Origin of the sequence: Microcystis sp. Msp_OC_L_20101000_S702, assembly GCF_007095705.1 — a bacterium.
GTDB classification, from domain to species: Bacteria; Cyanobacteriota; Cyanobacteriia; order Cyanobacteriales; family Microcystaceae; genus Microcystis; species Microcystis ichthyoblabe_A.
Genome location: NZ_SFBO01000037.1, coordinates 42,058 through 66,679, shown reverse-complemented (window position 1 = coordinate 66,679; position 24,622 = coordinate 42,058). Strand labels below are relative to the sequence as shown.

The window sequence follows — 24,622 nt, the reverse complement described above, 5'->3', positions numbered from 1 at the left end:
CCTAAGCCGAGTTTTCAAGGTGCTGCGCCGTCCACTTGGTTTTCGAGACTGGCCTTTTAATTCTAACGTAAAGCCAACCTAGAACGGCGGGGTTTCAGACCCAAAATTTCCGATGACAAGATTCCCTGAACCTGAATTCAGGTTTGGCAGTCCCTTTAACCCTTAATCCTTTCCCATCTGTGGAGTCCAAATCCTGAAAATATCTCTTCTTGTCGGGAAAACTCTTGCCACAAATAGCACAAATCTGTTATGATGGTTTGTCTGTGTCCCGATCAACCATACCAGTATTGAGAACAAGAAACGACTGTGGCTAATACAAAGTCTGCACTCAAACGAGTCCAAATCTCCGAAAGAAATCGACTACGCAACAAAGCGTACAAGTCAGCCGTAAGAACCCTGATCAAAAAATGTCTTGTCGCTGTCTCGGCCTACGGAGCCAACCCCAGCCCAGAAGGGTTAGAAAGCGCCCAACAAGCTCTATCAGAAGCTTACAGTAAAATCGATAAAGCCGTCAAGCGCAACGTCTTGCACCGGAACAACGGTGCTAGAAAAAAAGCCGGTTTAGCCAAAGCTTTGCAAAAAGTTAGCCAAGCTTCCTAAGGAACAAGTAAGCTGTAATCAGGACAGACGCAACAAGCGATCGGGGGTCGATGCAATTAATAGATACGCACGTTCATCTGAACTTTGACGTTTTGCAAGCCGACTTGCCCGCTATCTCCGAACGTTGGCGAAGTGTGGGAGTCGTTCATCTGGTTCACTCCTGTGTTGAACCAGAGGAATTTGCGGCGATTAAAGCCATTGCTGATCAATTTGAGGAAATTTCCTTCGCCGTCGGTTTACATCCCCTAGATGCCCAAAAATGGCGAGATAATAGTGCCGAGCAGATCGAATCCCTAGCCCGATCTGATCGGCGCGTCGTGGCGATCGGGGAAATGGGGTTAGACTTCTATAAAGCGGATAACCAAGAGCAGCAAAAACGGGTGTTTTGGACGCAATTGGAAATCGCCCATCGTCTCGATAAACCCGTGATTATCCATTGTCGAGATGCGGCTAAGGAAATGCGGGAGGAAATCAGTGCCTTTCGGCAACAAGTGGGCAAAATTCGCGGCGTGATGCACTGCTGGACTGGCAACCCCGAAGAAACTCAATGGTTTTTAGATTTGGGTTTTTACATCAGCTTTAGCGGCATTGTCACCTTCAAAAACAGTAAAACCGTGCAAGCTGCCGCCCAAATTGTCCCCAGCGATCGCCTACTGATCGAAACCGATTGCCCCTTTCTCTCACCCAATCCCCACCGCGGTAAACCTTGTGAACCCTCTTTCGTCTTCCATGTAGCCGAAACCGTCGCCCGTCTGCGCGGCTATCCGGTCGAAACCCTAGCCGAACAAACCACCCACAACGCCCGCAAATTATTTCAACTCCCCAGTTAAAAAACATAGTTTATTAGACAGGAGAAAGGAGTCAGGAGTCAGGAGAAAGCTTTTATTTATTTTCCGGTGTTTCCCTACTCCCCCATCACCCATCCCCTCACCGCTCACTGATATCCGACCGTCGCTATCGTGTCATCAGCCCTTGTAACCATAATGAACAATCTTACCTTTAACCTCTTACCCGACCTCATCGAAATCCAACACTCCAGTTTTCGGTGGTTTTTGGAAGAAGGACTAATCGAGGAACTGAACAGCTTTTCCCCCATCAGCGACTATACAGGTAAATTAGAACTACATTTCCTCGGCCAGGACTACAGACTCAAAGAACCGAAATACAACGTCGATGAAGCCAAACGACGTGATAGCACCTATTCCGTTCAGATGTACGTTCCTACCCGTCTAATCAACAAAGAAACGGGAGAAAACATCGAACAGGAAGTGTTTATCGGCGATTTACCCCTGATGACCGAACGGGGAACCTTTATCATTAACGGGGCCGAACGAGTCATCGTCAATCAGATCGTCCGTTCCCCCGGTGTTTACTACAAAGCCGAAATCGACAAAAACGGTCGCCGTACCTACTCCGCTTCCCTGATTCCCAACCGAGGAGCTTGGTTAAAATTTGAAACCGACAAAAACGGCTTAGTCTGGGTCAGAATCGACAAAACCCGCAAATTATCCGCCCAAGTTCTCCTGAAAGCGATCGGATTGAGCGATAACGAAATCTTTGACTCCCTACGCCATCCCGAATTTTACCAAAAAACCCTCGACAAAGAAGGCAATCCCACCGAAGAAGAGGCACTCCTCGACCTGTACCGCAAACTACGCCCCGGGGAACCCCCCACCGTCACCGGCGGACAACAACTACTCGAATCGCGCTTTTTTGACAATAAACGCTACGATCTCGGGCGCGTTGGTCGTTATAAACTCAACAAAAAACTACGCCTCAACGTCCCCGATAACCAGCGCGTTCTCACCACCACCGACATCTTATCGGCGATCGACTACCTAATTAACCTCGAATTTGACATCGGCAACACCGACGACATCGACCACCTCGGCAACCGTCGCGTCCGTTCCGTGGGTGAACTGCTCCAAAACCAAGTGCGAGTAGGTTTAAACCGCTTAGAAAGAATCATTCGGGAACGGATGACCGTCAGCGAATCCCAAAACCTCACCCCCGCTTCCCTAGTCAACCCGAAACCCCTAGTAGCGGCGATTAAAGAATTCTTTGGTTCCTCGCAACTCTCCCAGTTCATGGATCAAACCAACCCCCTAGCGGAATTGACCCATAAACGCCGCATTTCCGCCCTTGGACCTGGCGGTCTGACCCGGGAACGGGCCGGTTTTGCCGTGCGCGACATCCACCCCTCCCACCACGGTCGCATTTGTCCGGTGGAAACCCCAGAAGGTCCCAACGCCGGTTTAATCGGTTCCCTGGCCACCTACGCTCGCGTCAACGACTACGGTTTTATTGAAACCCCCTGTTATGCGGTGGAAAATGGCCGAGTACGCTATGATCTCCCCGTTAAATACCTCACCGCCGACGAAGAAGACGATCTCAGAGTCGCACCGGGAGACGTGGCCACCGATGAAAATGGTTATATCCTGGGCGAAACTATCCCCGTGCGCTATCGGCAGGAATTCTCCACCACTTCCCCCGAACAAGTGGACTACGTTTGTGTTTCCCCCGTCCAAATTGTCTCGGTGGCCACTTCCCTGATTCCCTTCCTCGAACACGACGACGCTAACCGCGCCCTCATGGGTTCTAATATGCAACGACAAGCGGTTCCCCTGCTGCGTCCCGAACGTCCCCTGGTGGGTACTGGATTGGAAGCACAGGCCGCTCGCGACTCTGGTATGGTCATCGTTTCGCGTACCAATGGGGTCGTTTCCTACGTCGATGCTAACCGGATTCGCATCAAAGTGGCGGATGAAGACAAAGAGATTTTTGGCAAGAGCGAGATCGAGTACGAAATTCAGAAATATCAACGCTCTAACCAAGATACCTGCCTAAATCAGCGTCCTTTAGTCTATCAAGGTGAACAGGTTGTGCCGGGGCAGATCCTCGCCGATGGTTCCGCCACCGAAGGAGGAGAAATCGCCCTCGGACAGAATATCCTCGTCGCCTATATGCCCTGGGAAGGCTATAACTACGAAGATGCGATTTTAATCAGTGAAAGACTGGTGGCACAAGACACCTACACCAGTATCCACATTGAAAAATACGAAATCGAAGCCCGTCAAACTAAGCTAGGACCAGAGGAAATCACCAGGGAAATTCCCAACGTCGGTGAAGATGCCCTGCGAAACCTCGATGAACGCGGCATTATTCGCATCGGTGCCTGGGTAGAAGCCAGCGATATCCTTGTGGGGAAAGTCACCCCGAAAGGCGAATCAGACCAACCCCCCGAAGAAAAACTACTGCGGGCAATTTTCGGCGAAAAGGCCCGGGATGTACGCGATAACTCCCTGCGCGTTCCCAACGGCGAAAAAGGCCGGGTAGTGGATGTGCGCGTATTTACCCGCGAACAGGGAGATGAATTACCCCCTGGGGCCAATATGGTGGTAAGGGTTTACGTTGCCCAAAAACGCAAAATCCAAGTGGGCGATAAAATGGCGGGTCGTCACGGCAATAAAGGGATTATTTCTCGGATTCTGCCCCTGGAAGATATGCCCTACCTCCCCGATGGTCGCCCCGTCGATATCGTTCTTAATCCCCTAGGGGTTCCCAGTCGCATGAACGTCGGTCAGGTGTTTGAATGTTTACTGGGTTGGGCCGGCGAAAATCTGGGCGTGCGCTTTAAGATTACTCCTTTTGACGAAATGTATGGGGAAGAAGCCAGCCGTTTAACCGTTCACGGATTGCTAGAAAATGCCTCGAAAAAACCCAATCGCGATTGGGTGTTCAAGGAAGAACACGCCGGCAAAGTCACGGTTTACGATGGTCGCACCGGCGAACCCTTTGACCGTCCCGTTACCGTCGGTATGGCCTATATGTTAAAACTGGTTCACCTGGTTGATGATAAAATTCACGCCCGTTCTACTGGTCCCTACTCCTTGGTTACTCAGCAACCCTTGGGCGGTAAAGCTCAACAGGGAGGCCAGCGCTTCGGAGAAATGGAAGTCTGGGCCCTAGAAGCCTACGGGGCGGCCTATACTTTGCAGGAATTGCTAACGGTAAAATCCGATGATATGCAAGGACGGAATGAGGCTTTAAATGCGATCGTAAAAGGCAAGCCGATCCCCCGCCCAGGTACGCCAGAATCCTTTAAGGTTTTGATGCGAGAATTGCAATCCCTCGGCCTCGATATCGCCGTTCACAAGGTGGAAAATGCCCCCGATGGTACTTCCCGCGATGTGGAGGTGGATCTGATGGTCGATGTCGGTCGTCGCGCCCCCTCTCGCCCCACCTACGAATCCTTAACCACAGAAGACCTTGAGGAAGAAGAATCGGAAGTGTAATTTCAGTTATCAGTGAGCAGTAATCAGTAATCAGTGAGAAGTCAGGAGTCAGTAGTCAGGAGACAGGAGAGAATTTTCCAGGAAAAAGCAAAAAAAAGGACAGTAAAGTAAAAATTTGCCTATTCCCTATTCCCCGTTCCCTATTCCCTGTTCCCTTTTCTAACTGAATGCTGAATGCTGAATGCTGATAGCTAATAGCTGTTTACTTGTTACCCGGATCGAGATGTTTTATAACCAAACTGTTGACAAAGGAAAACTGAAAAAACTGATCGCTTGGGCCTATCAAAACTACGGTTCGGCGCGCTGTTCACAAATGGCCGATGAATTGAAAAACCTCGGTTTTCGTTTCGCTACCAAAGCAGGGGTTTCCATTAGTGTGGATGATTTAACCGTACCGCCGGCTAAACGACAAATGATTGAAAGTGCCGAACAGGAAATCCGGCAAACCGAACAGCGTTATGTGCGCGGGGAAATCACCGAAGTGGAACGCTTCCAAAAAGTAATCGATACTTGGAATAGTACATCTGAATCGCTTAAAGATGAAGTAATTCGCAACTTCCAAGTCACCGATCCCCTCAACTCCGTATATATGATGGCTTTCTCCGGAGCGCGGGGTAATATGAGCCAAGTGCGTCAGTTAGTGGGAATGCGGGGATTAATGGCTAATCCCCAGGGGGAAATTATCGACCTCCCGATTAAGACTAACTTCCGGGAAGGATTGACCGTTACCGAATACGTTATTTCCTCCTACGGGGCGCGCAAAGGTTTAGTTGATACCGCCCTACGGACGGCAGATTCCGGTTATCTGACCCGTCGTCTCGTCGATGTGTCCCAAGATGTCATCGTCCGCGAGGCCGATTGTGGCACCAATCGTTACATCGAATTAACCGCCATGACCGATGGCGATCGCGTGTTAATTCCCTTAAGCGATCGCCTATTAGGTCGTTCCCTGGCCGAAGATGTGGTGGTCAATGGAGAAGTGATCGCCACCCGTAACCAGATTATCGATGACGAAACCGCCGAAAAACTAGGCAAACTCGTCGATAAAATCAAGGTCCGCAGCCCCTTGACCTGTGAAGCGGCCCGCTCGGTTTGCCAAACCTGTTACGGTTGGAGTCTGGCCCACGGTCATCCGGTGGATATGGGGGAAGCAGTGGGAATTATTGCCGCCCAATCGATCGGGGAACCGGGGACTCAGTTAACCATGCGTACCTTCCACACCGGGGGTGTATTTACCGGAGAAGTGGCCCGGCAAGTGCGGAGTCCCTTCGAGGGAAGCGTGCGTTTTCTGCCGGGGTTAAGTATCCGTAACGTGCGAACTCGCCACGGGGATGAACGGGACCAGGTGGAGGCACCGGGGGAAATTAAATTAACACCCAAGGATAAAACTAAAGAAACCGTCACCTACTCTTTGACTCCTGGTTCGCTGCTATTCGTCACCGATGGGGCAACGGTAAGCGAGGAACAGTTACTAGCGGAAATAACCTCCGATAAAGTCCAAAAATCCACGGAAAAAGCCACAAAAGACGTAACCAGTGACTTAGCTGGTGAGGTGCTATTCTCCCAATTAGTCCCAGAGGAAAAAACCGATCGCCAAGGCAATACCACCCGCATCGCCCAACGGGGGGGATTACTATGGATTCTCTCCGGAGAAGTGTATAACTTGCCAACCGGGGCCGAACCTGTGGTCAGTAACGGCGATCAAGTACAAGTGGGGGATGTTTTAGCAGAAACTAAGCTGGTATCCACTAACGGCGGTTTGGTGCGTTTAGCCCCCAATAGCCGGGAAATCGATATCGTCACCGCTTCCGTGTCCTTGGATCAGGCCGAAGTAAAAGTAGAAAGTAGTGCCGGTCGGGAACAGTTTATTATTCATACGGGAGATGGTCAAAGCTTCCTACTGAAAACCACTCCGGGGACAAAAGTACAGAATCATGCCATTGTCGCCGAGTTAATCGATGATCGCTATCAAACCCACACCGGCGGCATGATTAAATACGTCGATATCGAAGTCGCCAAAGGCAGCCGCAAACAGGGTTATGAAATCACCAAAGGCGGCACGATCCTCTGGATTCCCGAAGAAACCCACGAAGTCAATAAAGATATTTCCCTCTTACAGGTGGAAGATGGGCAGTATGTGGAAGCAGGGGAAGAAGTGGTTAAAGACATCTTCTGTAACTGTAGCGGTGTGGTGGAAGTGATCCAGAAAAATGACATCCTCCGGGAGATTATTGTCAAACCAGGGCTGTTATTTATGGATCTCGAACCGGAATCCTCCGGAATTGCCCAAGAACAGTTAATTTACCCCGGGACACAGTTGACTCCCGAAGTGACGATCGAGGAGTTACGGCAAGCGGAATGGGTGGAAACTAACGAGGGTTTGGGATTACTGCTGCGACCAGTACAGGAGTTTGCCGTAGAAGACCAATCCACTTCTCCCACCCAAGGTTCCGCTAACCAAGAAGGAGGACGACATATCGAACTGCGATCGGTGCAGCGCATCTTCTTTAAAGACGGGGAAAGAGTTAAATCCGTCGAGGGTTGTCAACTGATCAGCACCCAATTAGTCCTCGAAATTTCCAGCGAAGAACCAGAATCAGTCTCCCATCTGACGGCCGATATCGAGTTAGAACCGATTGAGGACAGGGATTGTCAGCGTTTACAGTTAGTTATTCTCGAATCCCTGGTGCTGCGTCGGGATAGTGATAATGATCCTTTAGGCGGTAATATTCAGACTCGCGTTCTCGTCCAAGATGGCGATGAAATTCCACCGGGGGCAGTGGTGGCCCGGACTGAGATTCAGTGTAAGGAAGCTGGAGAAATTCGCGGGATTCGCAAGGGTAGCGAACCGGTACGCCGTCTTTTAATTGTCAGTGACCGTGACGAGTTTATTCTCCCGCTCGCTGTTGCTCCCACCGTCAAAGCTGGGGATCTGGTAATCGCCGAAACCGAGATCGGCGCTGGAGTTTTAGCCCCCAATTCCGGTCAAGTGCTGGCCATTGACCAAACCACCACCGGCTATGAAATCCGTCTGCGTAAGGCCCGACCCTACCGAGTGTCGGCTGGGGCGATTCTGCACATCGATGAGGGAGATCTGGTCCAACGGGGCGATAATTTGGTGCTGTTGGTGTTTGAGCGATCGAAAACCGGGGATATCATTCAAGGTTTACCCAGAATCGAAGAACTGCTCGAAGCACGCAAACCGAAGGAGGCTTGTGTACTAGCACGCAAACCGGGAGTTTGTCAAGTGGAGTATCAAGATTCTGAGATCGTCGATATTAAGGTGGTCGAGGATGACGGCACGATCAGTGAATATCCGCTTTTAGGCAGTCAAAACCCCCTGGTGAGCGATAATCAGCGTATCGATGTGGGTCAGGCGTTAACCGATGGTCAGGCTAATCCCCACGAGATTTTAGAGGTGTTCTTTAATTATTATGTGGATAGCTTGGGCAGTTACGAAGCGGCCTTAAAAGCCTTGGAAAAAACCCAGATGTTCCTCGTTGATCAGGTACAGTCGGTTTACCAATCCCAGGGGATCGATATTGCTGATAAACACATCGAAGTGATCGTGCGTCAGATGACTTCTAAGGTGCGGATCGATGACGGTGGCGATACCAGTATGTTACCCGGGGAATTGTTGGAATTGCGACAGGTGGAGACGGTAAATGAAGCCATGTCAATCACCGGTGGGGCGGCAGCTAAATATACGCCTGTACTACTGGGAATCACCAAGGCTTCCTTGAATACCGATAGCTTTATCAGTGCCGCCTCCTTCCAAGAAACCACCCGCGTCCTCACGGAAGCGGCGATCGAAGGCAAGTCCGACTGGTTACGCGGTCTCAAGGAAAACGTGATTATCGGTCGTCTGATTCCGGCGGGTACTGGCTTCAATGCCCACGAAAACATGGCGGGGGTCAGCGATTACACCCCCCCGGAGGAGGAATATAACTACAACAACAATCGTGGTTATTACGCTCCTCCCGGCGGCCTCGGTTTCCCCCCTCGTCCCGGTTTCGGCGACAGTAGTGAGGATAGCGATATGATTCTTGACGATCAAACCGCTCGCGCCTACGCTGAGGGTGATGTGGTCGATTTAGAGGATGATGAAATGGCTTTCCTATCTTCCCGCGGCAGCAGTCGCTTTAGTCGCCAACCCATCAGCGACAGCTGGTCAGAAGTCGATGAGGAAGGGGGAGAGGACGATTTCGAGGGGGATTACGAAGAAGAATAATCGTCTGTAGATATCTTAAAAGGAGGAGTGGCAGGAAAAACCCTTGTTATTCCCCAAAAACCTCCTCCTTTTCCCGACAAACTCCCTAATTTTTTAGCTAACTCACCAGAGTTTGGCAATAAAAGAAGGCAGCATTTTTTGTCAACCAGAAAGGGTACAAGGTTGAGATTTGAAGAATTTTCTCTCAAGTCGGGATGACAGGATTTGAACCTGCGGCATCCTGCTCCCAAAGCAGGCGCGCTACCAAGCTGCGCTACATCCCGAAGTAAACTCTTTTTTTAGTATAGCCTAAGAGCCGCATTATTAATCGGGATACCAAAACATCCCTTTGATACCTTCGGGATCGAGAACAAAACCGAGACGACGATAGAAATCCACCACCTGCGGATCGGCGAAAAGAGTTATATTACTGATGTCCTCACCCCGCAACTTCCTGATCATAAATTTCATTAATGCTTTACCAAAGCCTTTACTTTGATAGTGAGGATGAACAACCACATCCCAGACCGTAGCATTAAAAGCGTGATCGGAAGTGGCACGAGCAAAACCCACTAAACGACGGCGATTACCTCGCACTTCCCACATCGACACCACTAAAAAACTACATTCGATCGCTTTTTTAACCTTGCGTAAAGGACGACGGGCCCAACCTACCGAGTCACAAAGTTCTTCTAACTCATATAGATCTAGCTCTCGATCGGTACTAAAAAATACTCGCGTCTGTCCGAGGTCATTCTGGGCAACCTCTACCAAGTCTCCCGAATAGTCAGGTGATGCAGTGACTTCCGAGCTATTAAATAATCTCTTCCAAAAAACCATGCCGGGGGGCTACTGCCTCAATATTATCCTTTTAGCCTAGTATATTTTATTTTCCCCTCTCTAAGAACAATCGGGCAACCGGAGTCCAAATGTGATTGGGTGAGTACGGAGAGGGTGGGATTTGAACCCACGAACCATTGCTGGTTACTCGATTTCAAGTCGAGCGCGATCGACCACTCTGCCACCTCTCCAAGGCAGCTAGACCTATATCCTATCATTAGATTCCTTGCATAAATCAAAAAATTTTCCGCAAATGAAAGGAAAAGGTGTGCATATTAGACCTCTTGCAGAAATCAAAAATCGTTGTTAGGGTTAGGAGTCAGTAGCCAGTAGTCAGTAGTCAGGAGAATTAAGAATGAATAATAATCAATTAAATGGTCTATTTACAGATTTTTAGCGTTGGCTGAATAAGTCTGTTGGTGGAGTCAGTAGCCGGTCGTCAGGAGTCAGTAGCCGGTCGTCAGGAGATAGGAGTCAGGAGATAGGAGATTATTTTATTTATTCTCCCCACACCCCACACCCCACACCCCACTTCCCACTTCCCACACCCCACACCCTGTCCCCACGAAAAACTTTTTCAGCAGACCTTGATTATGCAAGAGGTTTACTATCGGGTTAAAGATTAAAATTTCCCCTTTCCCCCTTCCCCGACTTCTGCAAGAGGTCTATTCTAGTACATTAGAAGTGTGATTAGGGGTTTCTGAGCAGGATGTTGGGCGGAGGCCGATAGGCCCGACTACTTCCCCTCACTACCCCCGCCGGGATGACCGACTTATTCCTTTAATTTCTGTAATTTTCGGCTTTCAAAGGGGAAAACTCAAATTAGAATAGGGAAGGGTGCCTTAAAATTGCTGTTTTGGCGTATAATCACCTCAATAAAATTTAGAAGCTCCTAGAGTTGATAGTTTTAAACATTTCTGTGAGGAAAATGTATTTATTATGAGTTCAATTATTGAAATCGGCGACCAAAAAATTAGCGAGTCAGAGGTATTGCCTCTTTTGGCAAAATATGGTATGTTACCCCAGTTAATCCGGGAAGTAATTATCGAACAAGCGATCGCCAATATCACCTGCAATCCCGAAGAAAGAAACGCGGCCTATTCCCGTTTCTATCAAAATAATCAAATTGCCAACGATGAGCAAATGAAATCTTGGTTACAACAAAACGGGATGGATTCCGAGCAACTAGAATATCTAATTCTGCGGGACATTAAATTAGAAAAATTTAAACAGGAGACTTGGGATAACAAAGTAGAATCCTACTTCTTGCAAGTCAAAAGTCAATTGGATAAAGTGGTTTATTCCCTGATTCGGACAAAAAATATCGGCATTGCCCAAGAACTATTTTTCCGGATACAGGATCGAGAAAATAGCTTCGCTGAACTGGCCAAAAAATACTCCCAAGGATCAGAAGCGGAAACCGGAGGACTGCTTGGACCCGTGGAACTGAGCACTCCCCACCCCCAGATCGGGCAAATTCTCAAAGCAAGTAAACCGGGGCAACTGTGGCCACCGACGCAAGTGGGAGAATGGGTCGTGATTGTCCGGTTAGAAAAATATTTATCCTGTGAATTGGACCCTCCCACCCGTCAACGCTTACGGAATGATTTATTCCAACAATGGTTAATGACTCAAATGCAAACAGTGAAATCTATCCCCGAATCAACCCCAGTCAATAGCGAGCAGGGATCGATTACATAGCATTTCCTTGCAAAACTGGGTAAACCCAGTCTTTTCGCTTAATTATTTGTCAAATTAGTCAATTTTCGCCTAGCTAATGAGTTATACCACTTTAGATTTTACCGCCTTTCTGGAGACTGTACAGCCCTTTGATCGCCTGCCCGTAGAGGTTAGACGTTCCCTCGGTCAGAAATTACAACCCTTTCGCTATGAGATGGGCAATGCCATACTCAAGTGCGATCGCTTACCCTCTCACCTCGTTCTTCTCTACGAGGGAGAGGCCAGACTTTTGGGTTACGATGCTAGGGTTAACAATTCGCTGCCGGTTACTTTGGCTAAATTGCAGCCCGGGGATTTATTCGGGTGGATGAGTCTTCTGCGCGGTACCCCCTGTGAAACGGTGATCGCTTCTTCGGAAGTCACGATCTGTTTAACCTTAAAAGAAGAGGATTTTTGGTCTTTAATCAATAATTACCCGGAATTTAAGCAATATTTCTTTGAACAAACCTCGATCGCTGAAGTTTATGCGACCCTAGGCTCCTATCTTAATCAACAGGCCTGGGGTGGGGGAGACCTGAAAGAAATTGCACAGGCTCTTTTAAACAGAGCTTGTGTGTCCTACAACCAGATTAACGATGATTATCTCTGGTTAGTCAGCGAAAATACCGACAATTATCCTATCGGCACAGTCATTACCCAAAATAATCCGACTAACACCCGTTTATTAGGTCTTTTCTCCAATCAGTTAGATGAATTCTTCGACGTAGCTCAGGGCAAGTTCTTGACAGTTGCAGCCGAATCGGCTGCGGAAACAAAAACCGATGATATCTGGGAAACCCAAGTCATTAAGGGAAATAAACCCACCCAGGTATTAGATATCCCTCAAGGAAAAATAAGCGACATCACCAGCGATATCGACCTTGACAAAACTCTCCAGAAAAACCGCAAATCCTATCCCTTTTTCAGGGGAAAAACGGAACTAGAGGCGGTGAGTGCCTGTTTTCAGATGATCTGCAAATATTTTAATATCCCCTTTCGCAAGGACGTGATCCAACGCATCCTAGGGGATCAACTGCAAAGAACTGGCAGCCTTTCCCTGCCCCTGTGTGGGGCTGTGGCCGAGGTAGTGGGACTCCATAGTCAATTAGTGCCTTTACCTGCTACTTCCTTGCCCAATATCAACCCTCCTGCCCTAATTCGCTGGCAAGACAGCATCGTTATCCTCTACGAAATCAATCAACGGGAAACCACGATCGCTGTTCCCGAACGGGGGATAATTAAACGCAAAACCAGCGAATTTCTGGAATCTTGGGGCGAAAAAGGGGAAGTAATTCTGCTCAAACCCACCAAACACACCCAGCAACAGCGTTTTGGCCTATCATGGTTTTGGCCTTCTGTCAAGAAACATAAACGAGTCTTAATAGAAGTTTTTATTGCTTCTTTCTTCGTGCAGTTATTTGCCCTGGCCAATCCCTTGATGATTCAGGTGATCATCGATAAAGTGATCGTGCAGAATAGCCCAGAAACTCTGAATACCCTCGGGGTTTTCCTGTTAGTAATTGCCGTTTTTGAGGGAATTTTAACCTTTTTGAGGACATCCCTGTTTGTCGATACCACTAACCGCATCGACATGACCCTCGGTTCAGAAATTATCGATCACCTGCTGCGCTTACCCCTGAAATACTTTGAACGGCGACCTGTGGGGGAAATTTCGACAAGAATCAACGAATTAGAGAATATTCGGCAATTTTTAACGGGTACAGCCCTAACGGTGGTGTTAGATGCCATTTTCTCGGTTATCTACATCGTGGTTATGTTGATCTATAGCCCGATTCTAACCGTTTGGGCGCTGGGAGTCGTACCGATTTTAGTTCTGTCCACAGCTATTTTCGCACCAATCGTGCGGCGACAACTGCGAGCAAAAGCGGAACGAAACGCCGAAACCCAATCCTATCTGGTGGAGGTGATGACGGGAATCCAAACAGTAAAAGCACAGAATATCGAATTGCGTTCCCGTTGGCAGTGGCAAGAACGTTATGCTCGCTATGTGGCCGAAGGTTTTCAAACGGTAATGACCTCAACTTTGGCTGGTTCCTTTAGTCACTTCTTTAACCAATTATCGGGTTTATTAGTGCTGTGGGTGGGAGCAGCCTTAGTTTTAGACGGACAACTCACTCTTGGTCAATTAATTGCCTTCCGGATTATCTCTTCCTACGTTACCTCGCCGATTCTGCGTTTGACCCAACTCTGGCAAAACTTCCAAGAAACTGGCTTATCCCTGGAAAGATTAGCCGATATCGTCGATACTCCCCAAGAAGCGGAACTCGATCGCCAAAACATCCCCATGCCCTTAATTAAAGGCACTGTCACCTACGAAAACCTCGCTTTCCGCTTCAATCCCCACGGTGCCCTGCAACTATACAACATCAATTTAGAATTCCCCGCCAGCACTTTTGTCGCTTTGGTGGGAGAAAGTGGCGCTGGGAAAAGTACCATCACTAAACTATTAGCCCGTCTCTACGAACCAGAATCGGGACGGATTCTCATCGATGGCTACGATATCAACAAAGTGGAACTCTATTCCCTGCGTCGTCAAATTGGCATGGTTCCCCAAGAAACTCTATTATTTGACGGTACGGTACAGGAAAATATCGCCCTGACTAACCCCGATGCGACGGTGGAGGAAATTGTCTCGGCAGCGAGAGCAGCTGCAGCCCACGAATTTATTATGACCCTACCCAATGGCTATAATACCCGCGTCGGTGAACGGGGGGCATCCCTATCGGGGGGACAACGACAACGGGTTGCGATCGCTCGTTCCGTCCTGCAAAGACCGCAAATTCTCATTCTTGATGAGGCCACCAGCGCCCTCGACTATAACACCGAACGGCAAGTGTTTCTGAATCTCAAGGAAGTTTTCAAGGATCACACGGTCTTCTTTATTACCCATCGTTTAGCTTCGATCAAATCCGCCGATATTATTGTCATGATGGATAAAGGGACAGTAGCGGAGGAAGGCACCCACGAGGAATTAATGGCCAAAAAAGGCCTTTACTATACTCTCTATAAACAACAGGATTCGCAAATCTAGTTAGTCAGTTATCAGTTATCAGTTATCAGTTATCAGTTATCAGTAAACGGTTATCAGTTATCAGTAAACGGTTATCGGTTCACTGATTACTGTTCACTGCTCACTGAAAAAATAAATATAGGAGAATCCCCATGAACAGCAATTCTAATAACGGTCAAAACGGCAAGGGCAATGGTAAAAGCGATGAACTGACCCAAGCAAGTAAAAACGTGGCCACTACCACGAAAAATAAAAGTATTACCCCTTCTTTACCCACTTTCAGCCCACCAGAACAATCGGTGATTCTGAAACAATCGCCCATTTGGTCGCGGACGATTATCTGGACATTAATGAGTGTCACCACTGCCGCTTTAATTTGGTCAGTGTTCGCCAAAATCGAGCAGGTGGTCGGTGCCCAAGGACAACTTAAACCCCAGGGCAAAGTGCAAGAAGTACAAGCACCGGTGAATGGGGTGGTACAGTTCGTTAAAGTTAAAGATGGCGATCGAGTTAACAAAGGGGATGTACTGGTTTTAATGGATTCCAGTGCCTCGCAAGTGCAGTTAGAATCTTTGAAAAAAATTCGCGCCACTGCTGAGAAGGAAAATCAATTCTATCGTCTCTTAATGGCGCAGGATCTGACACCGGCAGCAGTGGAAAGTTCGATCGCTCAATTAAAATTACCGAGTGAAATCGCCGATTTAGCCCGTAATCGTGCCGCTTTGGTGGCAGAAAATCAACTTTATCAAGCACAGGTCAATGAAGGTGCCTCTAGCTCTGCTCTACAAGGGGAAGAGTTAGCCCGTTTAGAGGCTGCCCGACGGGAGGCCAATTCTCGACAAGCGGCCGCTAGATTGGAAATGGAACAATTAGCAAAACAATTGGCCCAAACCAGGGTACAGTTGGCCGATGCCCGCTCCCAATTAATCAATGATCGCTTCGTCTTAGAAGAAATTAAGACTCGTAATGCCAATTCGATGAAACAAGGCCAAGAAGGCTTGGATATCGAGCGTAATATTCTCAAAGATATTGAACCCTTGGGGGATGAAGGAGCGATCGCCCGTTATCAGATTAATAAACAAAAACAATCGGTAACTGATCGCCAGAATGAATTACAGCAGCAAGAGGCTAATGGCAAAATCGATCGAGAAAAACAAGAGAAAGAAGTACAAACCCGCATCGCCGAAATTTCCCGTTTGGAACAGGAAGAAAAGCGTTATTCCCTATTGATCTCCCAAGCGCGAGAAAAGCTGATTAATACCACAGTAATCACGGAAAAAGATGTGCGCGATAAAATGGCGGACAATCAGAAACGGATCGCTGAAATCGATAGTCAGATCAGTCGCGTTATCATTGATAACAACAAGCGCATTGCTGAGTTAGATAGTCAAATTAGTCAAGCACAACAGACGATTAAATATCAAAAAATTACCGCCCCTATCGATGGTGTGGTCTTTGATCTCAAGGCGCGGCCTGGGTTTGTTCCCCAACCAAGTCAAGCGGAAGCATTGTTAAAAATTGTTCCCGATGGCTGTCCCACCCAGATCAAAGATGCTGCTAAAGGTTGTTTAGTGGCAGAGGTGGACGTGACTAACCAAGACATCGGTTTTGTGCGCGTGGGACAAAAGACCGATATTCGCATTGATTCCTTTTCCTACAGTGAATACGGCGATATTAAGGGAGAAGTAATCTCGATCGGTTCTGATGCTTTACCTCCCGACGAAAATCACCGTTTTTATCGGTTCCCTGTCCGGGTAAGCTTGAGCAGTCAAGAGTTAGTTTTGAAAGATAAATCTACTCTGCCGCTGCAATCGGGGATGTCTGTGAGTGTCAACATCAAAGTCAATGAAAATCGCACGGTTTTGGGACTATTTACCGATATGTTCAATAAACAGGTGGATACTCTCAAACAAGTCCGTTAGGCGAAAAAATTCGGGGGTACATCCTGCCAACGGCCTGAACCGATCGCGCTAATCGCTTCCGAGAGGTTAACCGCACCGGTATAAAGAGCGCGGCCCACGATTACTCCCGTTACTCCCAAAGGTTCCAAAGACAATAAACTCAGTAAGTCTGTCAGGGAACTAATACCCCCGGAGGCGATGACGGGAATTTCGACAGATTCGGCTAATTCTCGCAAAGCGGCGAGATTCGGGCCAGAAAGGGTGCCATCTCGATGAATATCAGTGTAGATAATCGTGCTGGCTCCTCTTTTTGCCATATCTTGACCGAGTGCGATCGCATCTACTGAGGAAGTTTCTAACCACCCCCTGGTGGCTACTTTACCATCGCGAGCATCAATACCAACAATTATTTGCCCCGGAAAGCTTTGACAAAGTTCGCTGACCAATTCTGGCTTTTCTACGGCTACTGTCCCCAAAATCGCCTTTTCTACCCCGATTTTTAGGAGATTAGTCACCGTTTCTACATCCCGCAGTCCACCCCCCACCTGTACGGGAATGGCAATATCATTAAGAATTGTTTCAATGGTTGACAAATTAACCGATTTACCCTCTTTGGCTCCATCCAAATCGACTAAATGTAATCTGGTTGCCCCCTGATTGACCCATTCTCGCGCCACTATTGCGGGATTATCATTAAAAACCTGCGATTGTTGGTAATCTCCCTGATAAAGTCGCACACATTTGCCATCGAGAATATCAATAGCGGGGATAACTTCCATGTTTTTCTCAATATCTAACTAAGGAGCGTTTTTTATTATATATTACCAGCCTTGTCAGTTATCAGTTATCAGTTATCAGTTTTGAGTCTGAGAGGGGAACAATCCCTCTCAACGCATTGTCCACAAAGGTTTTAAAGTGCCAGCCATTGCGGGGATCGGGGGGAAAATTCCTGGACTTTTTCCCTGAAAATTAGGTAACTGACTACCTCAAAACTGGTAAAACCCCACACCCCAAACCCCATACCCCACTCCCAGGAAAAGCTTTTTGCCGCAAACCATCTATATTAAGTGTGCATGATCAAATGGCAGTAACAGTGCTGTCTTTTCACTGATTACTGTTTACTGATCACTGATTACTGATTATCGATTCCTAGGGGAAAAAATTCTTCTAGAATGATAAGTACATATACGAGAGGAATTATACTCATGTCTGCTGGGAAGTTTCAAACAGCCGCTTCATTATCCGATCGAGAGCTAGAAATACTCGATTTAGTGGCTAATGGTTTAACTAATCAAGAAATCTCGGAAAAGCTGGAGATTAGTAAGCGTACCGTTGATAATCATATTAGTAATATCTTGACGAAAACAAAAACCGATAATCGGGTGGAATTGGTGCGTTGGGCATTGCATTGGGGTAAAGTTTGTCTTGATGATATTAATTGTTGTATCCTTCCTTCCCCGGCGCTGACCGATGATCAGGTTTCCTAAACTTCTTCGACTTTTGCTTGCGGTTAATATCATCAGTCTGGGGGGATGTAGTGATGCGGGTTTTGTCACCCCTCCCCAACAGCTTTTAGGAAATACTTTAAATACCCCTTCCTCAGAAGATAATCCCCGTTTTAACTACGATGGTCGTTATCTGGTTTTTGCCTCTGATCGCAGGGGTCAACGAACGATTTATTTATTCGATCGAGTGGCTAATCGTTTAGTTCCCCTACCGGGGTTAAATCAAGCAAAAACCTATCAAGATCAGCCAGATATTAGTGCCGATGGTCGTTATATTGTTTATGTGTCGGAACAGTCCGGTAAACCCGATATATATATTTATGATCGACAAACTCTGCAAGCAAAAAATCTCACCGAAAATATCTTAGGAGAAGTGCGTCATCCGACGATTAGTGGTAACGGTCGTTTTATTGCTTTTGAAAGTAATCGTTTCGGTCAATGGAATCTGGAAATATTCGATCGAGGTGGCGAAATTTCTCCTTCTTTACCCCCGATAAATTCTTCCCCGTCCCGATAGTATTGGGAGAGAAGGGAGAAGGGTGCGGGGAACTCACAGGTGTAGGTATTTTACAAACCTGTGAAGAGAAGACAAGGAGGACAAGGAGGGAAAGTGGACAAGGAAGTTTTTAGGCGCAAAGAGCAAAAGTGAGATGAGGAAGTATTAACAGCAAGAGTAGATTTTGTCAGAGACTGTTGTGGAAATAAACCATTTAAAGAAATAGCGGCTCTTCTCGTTTCTGTTCAGTATTTTTATCAGCTACTAATTGGGATTTTAAAGTATGATAACCTCTTTTACTACCAAAAAAATCTTTCTGTTTCTTTTGGTGGCGTTCCCTGGGAGTTTCCGTTACATCCATTAACGTTACGACCGGTATCTCTGCTTGATTTAGTAGAGCTTTTTTTCCTTTTAAACGGAAGTTTCCCGATGGTAAAAGCATCCGTCTTTTTGAATTGTCCATCTGGTAAGTTTTGATAATCCATACTTTTGCTAATAAACATAGCAAAAGTATAGATGATTTCCTGACCTAAGATCACATTTTATTCTTTTTTCCACTTCCATCTAAAAATCGAGAAAAAAGAAAAACGCTGCATTATACCATAAAAAAATTATGTAAGAGGTTTATTCTTTGACAATAGAGTTGAATTCCTTGCAGCTTGGCTAAGGAGAATTTGGGTTTAATGGGAAGGAGCAGTAAAGACATAAAACTCATCCGCAGCAAGCGATAAACAAGGATAGTTAAAGTCGTATGTTTTTCGAGACTGAGAAGATAACCATAGATATTATGAGTTAGTCTTAGATAACCATAGCGTCGGGTGATAGAAGATGGTTCATGAATAATTTTAATCTGATTGGTAACAACGACTAAATAGCCTTGATTTGCGTATCTTCGGGAAAAATCAAAGTCTTCGTAGTAGAGAAAGTAATCGGGATCAAAATGGGGACAAGTGGAAAAATTAGAGAAATTAATTAATAAACTGCATCCCGTCACCCAGTCAGGAATAAGATAGGGTTTATTTCCATAGTCTAAGGATTCCTCTACCACGTTAATTGTGCCGATTTTAGCATTAAATTTTCCCCAACCAAACCAGATTTTACCATCCGGTTCGTAAATTTCTGTACCAGCGATGGCAACTTCGGGATATTGCTGAAAAAATTTGCTTGCTTTCTCCAGAGAGTCCGGTAATAAGTAAGCATCGGGATTAACTAACCAAACGATAGCTTCTTTGTCTTGTTGATAAATCCAATCAAGTCCTAGATTACATCCTTTCCCAAATCCTAAATTTTCTCCCGCTTCAATAATCTTGACTCTTTGCGCTGCTAAAGATTGGATATTTTTATCTTCAGTGGAATTGTTAATAATGATGAGAGTAGCAGATAAGTTATCGTTGAGGGAAGCGATTAAACGCTTAATTAATGCCCCGCAATTGTAGTTAACCGTCAATAGATAAATCATTACAGATAAAAGGTAGGAGTCACTGGCAATTAATAATGGTTAGAGAATAGCTTTTCCGTACTAATTACTTTTTTTGGAGAGGACAGAGATTATACTTTTCAATTTTACTGGAAAAGGGTTGACAATTTTGGAAGTCAATCTCTAGATTTTCTTTAGCTAAATCCTTCCCTAGCTCTGGAGATTTGCTATTAAAGTCAGTCATCAGAATATAGAGATTACCCACGGTGGTTTCTGCGATAAACTTTTCAGCATTTTTTCGCATTAAAGTTCCCTCACTAACTCCCATATTTCCTCGCAATCGCACAAAACGAGTCGAAGCGGGAAAATGGGGAACTAGATAACCCGTTCCTTCATCTCCCCACATAACAATCGTGGAATTTTCGTAGGGTTTTAATGCTTGACTATCGATACCAAAGTAATTATCTGACCATCCCATTCTCCACCAGTCTAAGGGTTTGACTGTAGCGGCAATTAAGGCAAAAATAGCGATCAAGATTATAAAAACTGTCCTTTTATGAGGATAAAGATAGGCAATGATCAGGATAATTAAAACTGGTGTAATTAACTCTAAAACTATCAAGTAACGATAGATAGAAAAACCCTTTAACCAGATCAGATAGGCACTACAATAAAAAGGTAATAGAAATCCGAGAATGGGTACATGGACTAAATTATTTTTTTGCTCTAGAGAACGGCAAGAGGTGTACTGATAAATAATCACTCCCAGAAGAATGACAATTAAAAGATAGGCAATGGCAAAACGAGTCTCTTTAAATTTTACCTCAGCCACTAGGGTTTGTTCCTGCACAAAATAAAAGGGATAAAATAAAAATTGCCAAACATCTTTCGGTAAAAACCGGGTATCTTGCAGGTTAAAATCTGTTTCGATGTAGGGAGATTGAAAAATTTTGTTGAAAAAGGGAAAAAGGGGATTAGCAAAATTAGTCCACATCAGCATTATCCAATAACCCATCGTCAGGGAAAAACCCACAGCCATAGAGAGAATTAAAGTCAGAAGATTACGCAGCTTTTCCTTGATGGTATTGGTTAAAAAACTAATCGCCACGATTAAACTGATACTATACAGTGCCGTGGTCAATTTTAGTCCCGTTGCTAGTCCTAAAAGCAATCCTGCGAAAATTATCGTTTTAAGCTTAACTGGTTGATTACGACCAAGACAAGCGATAATCAAAAATAATCCTGCCAAAACAAAAACACTGCTGGTACTATCTCCGATACTGGTTCCTAATTCGGAAATATAGGCTGCGCCAAAAATACTGGTAATCGCTGCCGCTATGCTTAAAGTTATCTTGTATCTTTCGCAAACCTTATCAAAGGAGTGATAAGTGATTAAATGAACTAACCACTGATTTAAACCGTGAAATCCTCCCAAGAAAAACCCAACCACCACCGGAGGTAGTTTTAGGTAATAGATAGCAACAAAAAAAGGAACATCCATCAAAGGATTAAAGAAAGTTTGTATCTGTGCTGGGAGGACATCATACTTAAAACGTCCCGTTAATAACATATAGGGATTATAAAAATGATAATTGCGTAAATCCCAGCTAACATCTTGACCTAAGATAACTGATAAAATCCCTAGTCCGATAAAATAAACTACTGCCCAGAGGAGGGGATGAGTCAGGTTGAACCGTTTTAATAATGTCATAACTTAATCAATAATTCTGGTGAATTTGACGAGAAAACTAACCCGTTTTTGTGCCATTAGACTAATTAGTAGCTCTGGGACGAGTCGGACTTTTAGCTGATAGCTTTTTACTTGATATACCATGTTTGGCTAACAAATACAAACGGAAACTTTTAACTCCCAAAAACGTCCTTAGGCGAGTTGACCAAATTTTGATATACTAAGGTGATAAAATTGCCCACCATACTGACTCGATCGCCCATGAAGTCCAGAAAAGGGTTAATCTCAGTCAAGCAAGCTTATCTAAAAATTCTATCGGTCATCCTAGTTCTGGCGATAATTGGTTTATCGGTGGTCAGAAACTATGGTATCACTTGGGACGAACCGATCGAAGTGGATATGGTCAATCATAATCTCGAATATATCCGAGAAAACAAGCCCATATCAGAAATGTCGCGTCATTACGGCTTTTATTTTAACTACATCTCCCAGCTCATCTACGAGAGCAAAGAAAAATTTTTCCCCGCTACCCCCAATCTTCCTCCCAATCCCACTGATAAGGAGGAATGGCTATCGAGGATCTGGCAAATAACCCGGGTTAAGCACGTCGTCACCTTTCTTTTTTCCCTGATTGCCTATCTATCGGTGGTGGGAATCGTCGCTATCTTAGCAGGAATCGAATCTGCTTGGTTAGGGGTGCTAATTTTAGCCCTATTTCCTGCTTTTTGGGGTCATAGCTTCTTTAATCCCAAAGATATCCCCTTTGCAGCCATGTTCACCCTCGGAACCTTCGCTGGTTCCGTATTACTAGATAAATATTTTCAGTCCGAAAATCAGACTATTAAACTAGGATTTAACCGTTTAACCGTTTATTCTTGCCTCTACGGGATTCTCGCTGGTTTAATCACCGGAATTCGCATCGGGGGCTTTTTTATCCTCTTTTATCTCATCTTCGCCCATCTGGTGGCCCGATGGAATTTAAAAACAATCCTCAAAACTCTCTGGCGTTTTCTGCCCCTATACGCAGTTATTATACTTTTTTGGGCAATAACCACCTATATAGTCTATCCTGCTGCTTGGAGAAACCCGATTACTTGGTTTATCGAAGCGATAACCCTCATGTCGAAGTATAACATCTGGGATAATACGGTTCTCTTTGACGGTCAAAATATCCCCGGTCGTTCCTTGCCTTGGTACTATCTACCCCGGCTATTTTCCCTCACCACCCCCGTCCTCCTGCAAATCGCCGTCCTATTGGGTGTAATGGGAATTTTGACAAAAATAACCAAATTAACGCCAAGCCAGCGTGCTTGCGCCATAATCACCCTACTGCAAGCGTTTTTACTGCCCACCTTTGCTATCCTGCGTCAATCTACTCTCTACGACGGCACCCGTCACTTTTTATTTGTCATTCCCGCCCTAGCAGCGATCGCATCTACGGCCATTATTTGGACATATCATAAACTCAAGCGAAAGTCAATAAAAATCTTTCTAACGACCCTGCTAATCCTCAACTTTAGCGTCATTGTCTATGACATGATCAGTCTGCATCCCTACGAATACACCTACTATAATCGCGCCTACGGAGGCTTAAAAGCGGCCCAAGGTCAACAGGAAACCGATTACTGGGGATTAAGTCTCAAGGAGGGGATGGAATGGCTTAATCAAAATGCCGCCGCTAACTCTACCATTGTGGTTGCCGGTCCGATATTTGCGGCGGAAATGGTAGAGAATCACCAACGAAACTTTACGATAATCTATCGAGATGACTTTGCTTGGGGAAAAGCTCCCGAACCCGATTATTACATGGGTTTATCCCGATACGATTATTTCCAAGCTTTCCCCCATTGTCCCATTGTTCACGCCGTCCAACGCCAAGACACCCCCCTAACCATCATTAAACGTTGTCCTCAGCTATGATCGAAATGACCGCTATTCCGCCGATTTCCTTGCAAAACTACCGTATCGCTGCGATTATTCCCTGTCACAACGAAGAACTAACGATTGCTAAAGTTGTCTCCCAATTCCAAACTTTTCTGCCAGAAGCGGCAATTTATGTTTATAACAACCGCTCTAGCGATGATACCGTGACCGAGGCCCTGAAAGCGGGGGCGATCGTGCGTCAGGAAACCCAACCGGGAAAAGGTAATGTTGTCCGGCGGATGTTTGCCGATATCGAAGCGGATATCTATGTTCTCATCGATGGTGATGATACCTACGAAATTGCGGCAGTACGACGCTTAATTGAACGAATGCTGCGGGAACAATTGGATATGGTCGTCGGTGCGCGTCGGGAAGCGGCAAAATCCTCCCAGGCTTATCGCCGGGGTCATCGCGCCGGTAATCTATTTTTAACAGGATTCGTTAAATTTCTGTTTGGAGCGCGTTTAATCGATATGCTCTCTGGTTATCGTGTCTTTTCCCGTCGTTTCGTCAAATCTTTTCCCGCTTTGTCCAATGGTTTCGAGATTGAAACCGAGTTAACTATCCACACTTTAGAATTAAAAATTCCCTTCGCTGAAGAACCAACCCTCTACGGGGAACGTCCCGAAGGTTCCCAAAGTAAGTTAAAAACCTTTCAAGATGGCTGGCGGGTATTGGGAACCGCTATTCTACTTTTTAAAGAAATTTGTCCTTTTCTCTTTTTTAGCCTTGTCTCGCTGATTTTGGCGGTTATTTCCCTCCTCTTAGCGATTCCCGTCCTGTTTGAATACCTCGAAACCGGCTTAGTACCACGTTTCCCCACCGCTATTTTATCGGCCTCGATCATGCTTTTAGCCTTTTTAAGTTTGACCTCTGGCATGATCCTCGATTCCGTCTCCCGGGGACGAAAAGAGATGAAACGAATGGCTTATCTAGCTAACAGTTGGCTGAAAGCTTAGGGAAAAAAGCTCCCTAAACATACAAGTCTAGGTCAC

At 46.0% G+C, this 24,622-nt stretch carries 15 protein-coding genes, 2 tRNA genes and 1 pseudogene; 11 read left to right on the top strand and 7 right to left on the bottom strand.

Annotated features, from left to right (window positions below; genetic code table 11):
- Positions 1–306 precede the first annotated feature (306 nt).
- From rpsT to EWV60_RS04460, 4 genes are all read left to right on the top strand, one after another.
- Positions 307–600 (top strand): 30S ribosomal protein S20, encoded by a 294-nt coding sequence (rpsT, locus tag EWV60_RS04475; RefSeq protein ID WP_002737368.1) that lies wholly within the window; start codon positions 307–309, stop codon positions 598–600.
- 50 nt (positions 601–650) lie between these two features.
- Positions 651–1,430 carry a TatD family hydrolase gene (locus EWV60_RS04470; RefSeq protein ID WP_002736410.1) on the top strand — a complete coding sequence of 260 codons (780 nt, stop codon included), beginning with the start codon at positions 651–653 and terminating at the stop codon, positions 1,428–1,430.
- A 153-nt stretch (positions 1,431–1,583) separates the two neighbouring features.
- Entirely contained in the window at positions 1,584–4,895 is a 3,312-nt protein-coding gene (rpoB, locus tag EWV60_RS04465) for a DNA-directed RNA polymerase subunit beta (RefSeq protein ID WP_002735867.1), read from the top strand.
- 223 nt (positions 4,896–5,118) lie between these two features.
- A complete protein-coding gene (locus EWV60_RS04460) occupies positions 5,119–9,126 on the top strand; it encodes a DNA-directed RNA polymerase subunit beta' (protein WP_043998417.1) in 4,008 nt (1,335 codons plus the stop codon).
- 189 nt (positions 9,127–9,315) lie between these two features.
- Here the strand turns inward: EWV60_RS04460 and EWV60_RS04455 are convergent.
- The 3 genes from EWV60_RS04455 to EWV60_RS04445 form a co-directional block, all read right to left on the bottom strand.
- Positions 9,316–9,389 (bottom strand) — tRNA-Pro (locus EWV60_RS04455).
- Between the two features lie 40 nt (positions 9,390–9,429).
- Positions 9,430–9,945: a GNAT family N-acetyltransferase gene (locus tag EWV60_RS04450; RefSeq protein WP_002736326.1), complete on the bottom strand. Its 516-nt coding sequence runs from the start codon at positions 9,943–9,945 to the stop codon at positions 9,430–9,432.
- 106 nt (positions 9,946–10,051) lie between these two features.
- Positions 10,052–10,136: transfer RNA gene (locus EWV60_RS04445), tRNA-Ser, on the bottom strand.
- A 748-nt stretch (positions 10,137–10,884) separates the two neighbouring features.
- Here EWV60_RS04445 and EWV60_RS04440 point away from each other — a divergent pair.
- The 3 genes from EWV60_RS04440 (at position 10,885) to EWV60_RS04430 (ending at position 16,617) form a co-directional block, all read left to right on the top strand.
- The gene (locus tag EWV60_RS04440) at positions 10,885–11,646 is read left to right on the top strand and encodes a peptidylprolyl isomerase (protein ID WP_016515284.1); all 762 of its coding nucleotides are present in this window, start codon (positions 10,885–10,887) and stop codon (positions 11,644–11,646) included.
- Between the two features lie 76 nt (positions 11,647–11,722).
- A complete protein-coding gene (locus EWV60_RS04435) occupies positions 11,723–14,716 on the top strand; it encodes a peptidase domain-containing ABC transporter (RefSeq protein WP_287231231.1) in 2,994 nt (997 codons plus the stop codon).
- Positions 14,717–14,847: 131 nt separating this feature from the next.
- The gene (locus EWV60_RS04430; RefSeq protein WP_287231229.1) at positions 14,848–16,617 is read left to right on the top strand and encodes a beta-barrel domain-containing protein; all 1,770 of its coding nucleotides are present in this window, start codon (positions 14,848–14,850) and stop codon (positions 16,615–16,617) included.
- Here EWV60_RS04430 and hisA read toward each other — a convergent pair.
- Complete coding sequence (gene hisA, locus EWV60_RS04425; RefSeq protein WP_002774339.1) at positions 16,614–17,375, bottom strand: 1-(5-phosphoribosyl)-5-[(5-phosphoribosylamino)methylideneamino]imidazole-4-carboxamide isomerase; 762 nt, start codon at positions 17,373–17,375, stop codon at positions 16,614–16,616. The genes EWV60_RS04430 and hisA overlap by 4 nt on opposite strands.
- A 426-nt stretch (positions 17,376–17,801) precedes the next feature.
- On the opposite strand from hisA, the gene pedR reads away from it, so the two are divergent.
- Both pedR and EWV60_RS04415 read left to right on the top strand, forming a co-directional pair.
- Entirely contained in the window at positions 17,802–18,083 is a 282-nt protein-coding gene (gene pedR, locus EWV60_RS04420) for a photosynthetic electron transport-dependent transcriptional regulator PedR (RefSeq protein ID WP_002737431.1), read from the top strand.
- Positions 18,067–18,618 (top strand): TolB family protein, encoded by a 552-nt coding sequence (locus EWV60_RS04415; protein WP_002774341.1) that lies wholly within the window; start codon positions 18,067–18,069, stop codon positions 18,616–18,618. The genes pedR and EWV60_RS04415 overlap by 17 nt, the downstream gene beginning before the upstream one ends.
- Positions 18,619–18,838: 220 nt before the next feature.
- On the opposite strand, the pseudogene EWV60_RS04410 reads toward EWV60_RS04415, so the two are convergent.
- The 3 genes and pseudogenes from EWV60_RS04410 to EWV60_RS04400 form a co-directional block, all read right to left on the bottom strand.
- Positions 18,839–19,054, bottom strand: a pseudogene (locus EWV60_RS04410) (IS5/IS1182 family transposase); the annotation flags it as partial.
- A gap of 138 nt (positions 19,055–19,192) precedes the next feature.
- Positions 19,193–20,056 (bottom strand): glycosyltransferase, encoded by an 864-nt coding sequence (locus EWV60_RS04405; protein ID WP_002774343.1) that lies wholly within the window; start codon positions 20,054–20,056, stop codon positions 19,193–19,195.
- Between the two features lie 64 nt (positions 20,057–20,120).
- Positions 20,121–21,725, bottom strand: a complete 1,605-nt coding sequence (locus EWV60_RS04400) for a glycosyltransferase 87 family protein (protein WP_287231223.1) — start codon at positions 21,723–21,725, stop codon at positions 20,121–20,123.
- A 240-nt stretch (positions 21,726–21,965) separates the two neighbouring features.
- Between EWV60_RS04400 and EWV60_RS04395 the strand changes: the two genes are divergently transcribed.
- Together EWV60_RS04395 and EWV60_RS04390 are read left to right on the top strand one after the other, a co-directional pair.
- Positions 21,966–23,624, top strand: a complete 1,659-nt coding sequence (locus EWV60_RS04395) for an ArnT family glycosyltransferase (protein WP_287231221.1) — start codon at positions 21,966–21,968, stop codon at positions 23,622–23,624.
- Positions 23,621–24,586 carry a glycosyltransferase family 2 protein gene (locus EWV60_RS04390; RefSeq protein WP_287231219.1) on the top strand — a complete coding sequence of 322 codons (966 nt, stop codon included), beginning with the start codon at positions 23,621–23,623 and terminating at the stop codon, positions 24,584–24,586. The genes EWV60_RS04395 and EWV60_RS04390 overlap by 4 nt, the downstream gene beginning before the upstream one ends.
- Positions 24,587–24,622 lie beyond the last annotated feature (36 nt).

Excerpts from the sequence above, each read along its gene's own strand:
- EWV60_RS04470 (WP_002736410.1), top strand. The coding sequence starts at position 651 with ATGCAATTAATAGATACGCACGTTCATCTGAACTTTGACGTTTTGCAA.
- rpoB (WP_002735867.1), top strand. The coding sequence starts at position 1,584 with ATGAACAATCTTACCTTTAACCTCTTACCCGACCTCATCGAAATCCAA.
- EWV60_RS04460 (WP_043998417.1), top strand. The coding sequence starts at position 5,119 with ATGTTTTATAACCAAACTGTTGACAAAGGAAAACTGAAAAAACTGATC.
- EWV60_RS04450 (WP_002736326.1), bottom strand. The coding sequence starts at position 9,945 with ATGGTTTTTTGGAAGAGATTATTTAATAGCTCGGAAGTCACTGCATCA.
- EWV60_RS04440 (WP_016515284.1), top strand. The coding sequence starts at position 10,885 with ATGAGTTCAATTATTGAAATCGGCGACCAAAAAATTAGCGAGTCAGAG.
- EWV60_RS04435 (WP_287231231.1), top strand. The coding sequence starts at position 11,723 with ATGAGTTATACCACTTTAGATTTTACCGCCTTTCTGGAGACTGTACAG.
- EWV60_RS04430 (WP_287231229.1), top strand. The coding sequence starts at position 14,848 with ATGAACAGCAATTCTAATAACGGTCAAAACGGCAAGGGCAATGGTAAA.
- hisA (WP_002774339.1), bottom strand. The coding sequence starts at position 17,375 with ATGGAAGTTATCCCCGCTATTGATATTCTCGATGGCAAATGTGTGCGA.
- pedR (WP_002737431.1), top strand. The coding sequence starts at position 17,802 with ATGTCTGCTGGGAAGTTTCAAACAGCCGCTTCATTATCCGATCGAGAG.
- EWV60_RS04415 (WP_002774341.1), top strand. The coding sequence starts at position 18,067 with ATGATCAGGTTTCCTAAACTTCTTCGACTTTTGCTTGCGGTTAATATC.
- EWV60_RS04405 (WP_002774343.1), bottom strand. The coding sequence starts at position 20,056 with ATGATTTATCTATTGACGGTTAACTACAATTGCGGGGCATTAATTAAG.
- EWV60_RS04400 (WP_287231223.1), bottom strand. The coding sequence starts at position 21,725 with ATGACATTATTAAAACGGTTCAACCTGACTCATCCCCTCCTCTGGGCA.
- EWV60_RS04395 (WP_287231221.1), top strand. The coding sequence starts at position 21,966 with ATGAAGTCCAGAAAAGGGTTAATCTCAGTCAAGCAAGCTTATCTAAAA.
- EWV60_RS04390 (WP_287231219.1), top strand. The coding sequence starts at position 23,621 with ATGATCGAAATGACCGCTATTCCGCCGATTTCCTTGCAAAACTACCGT.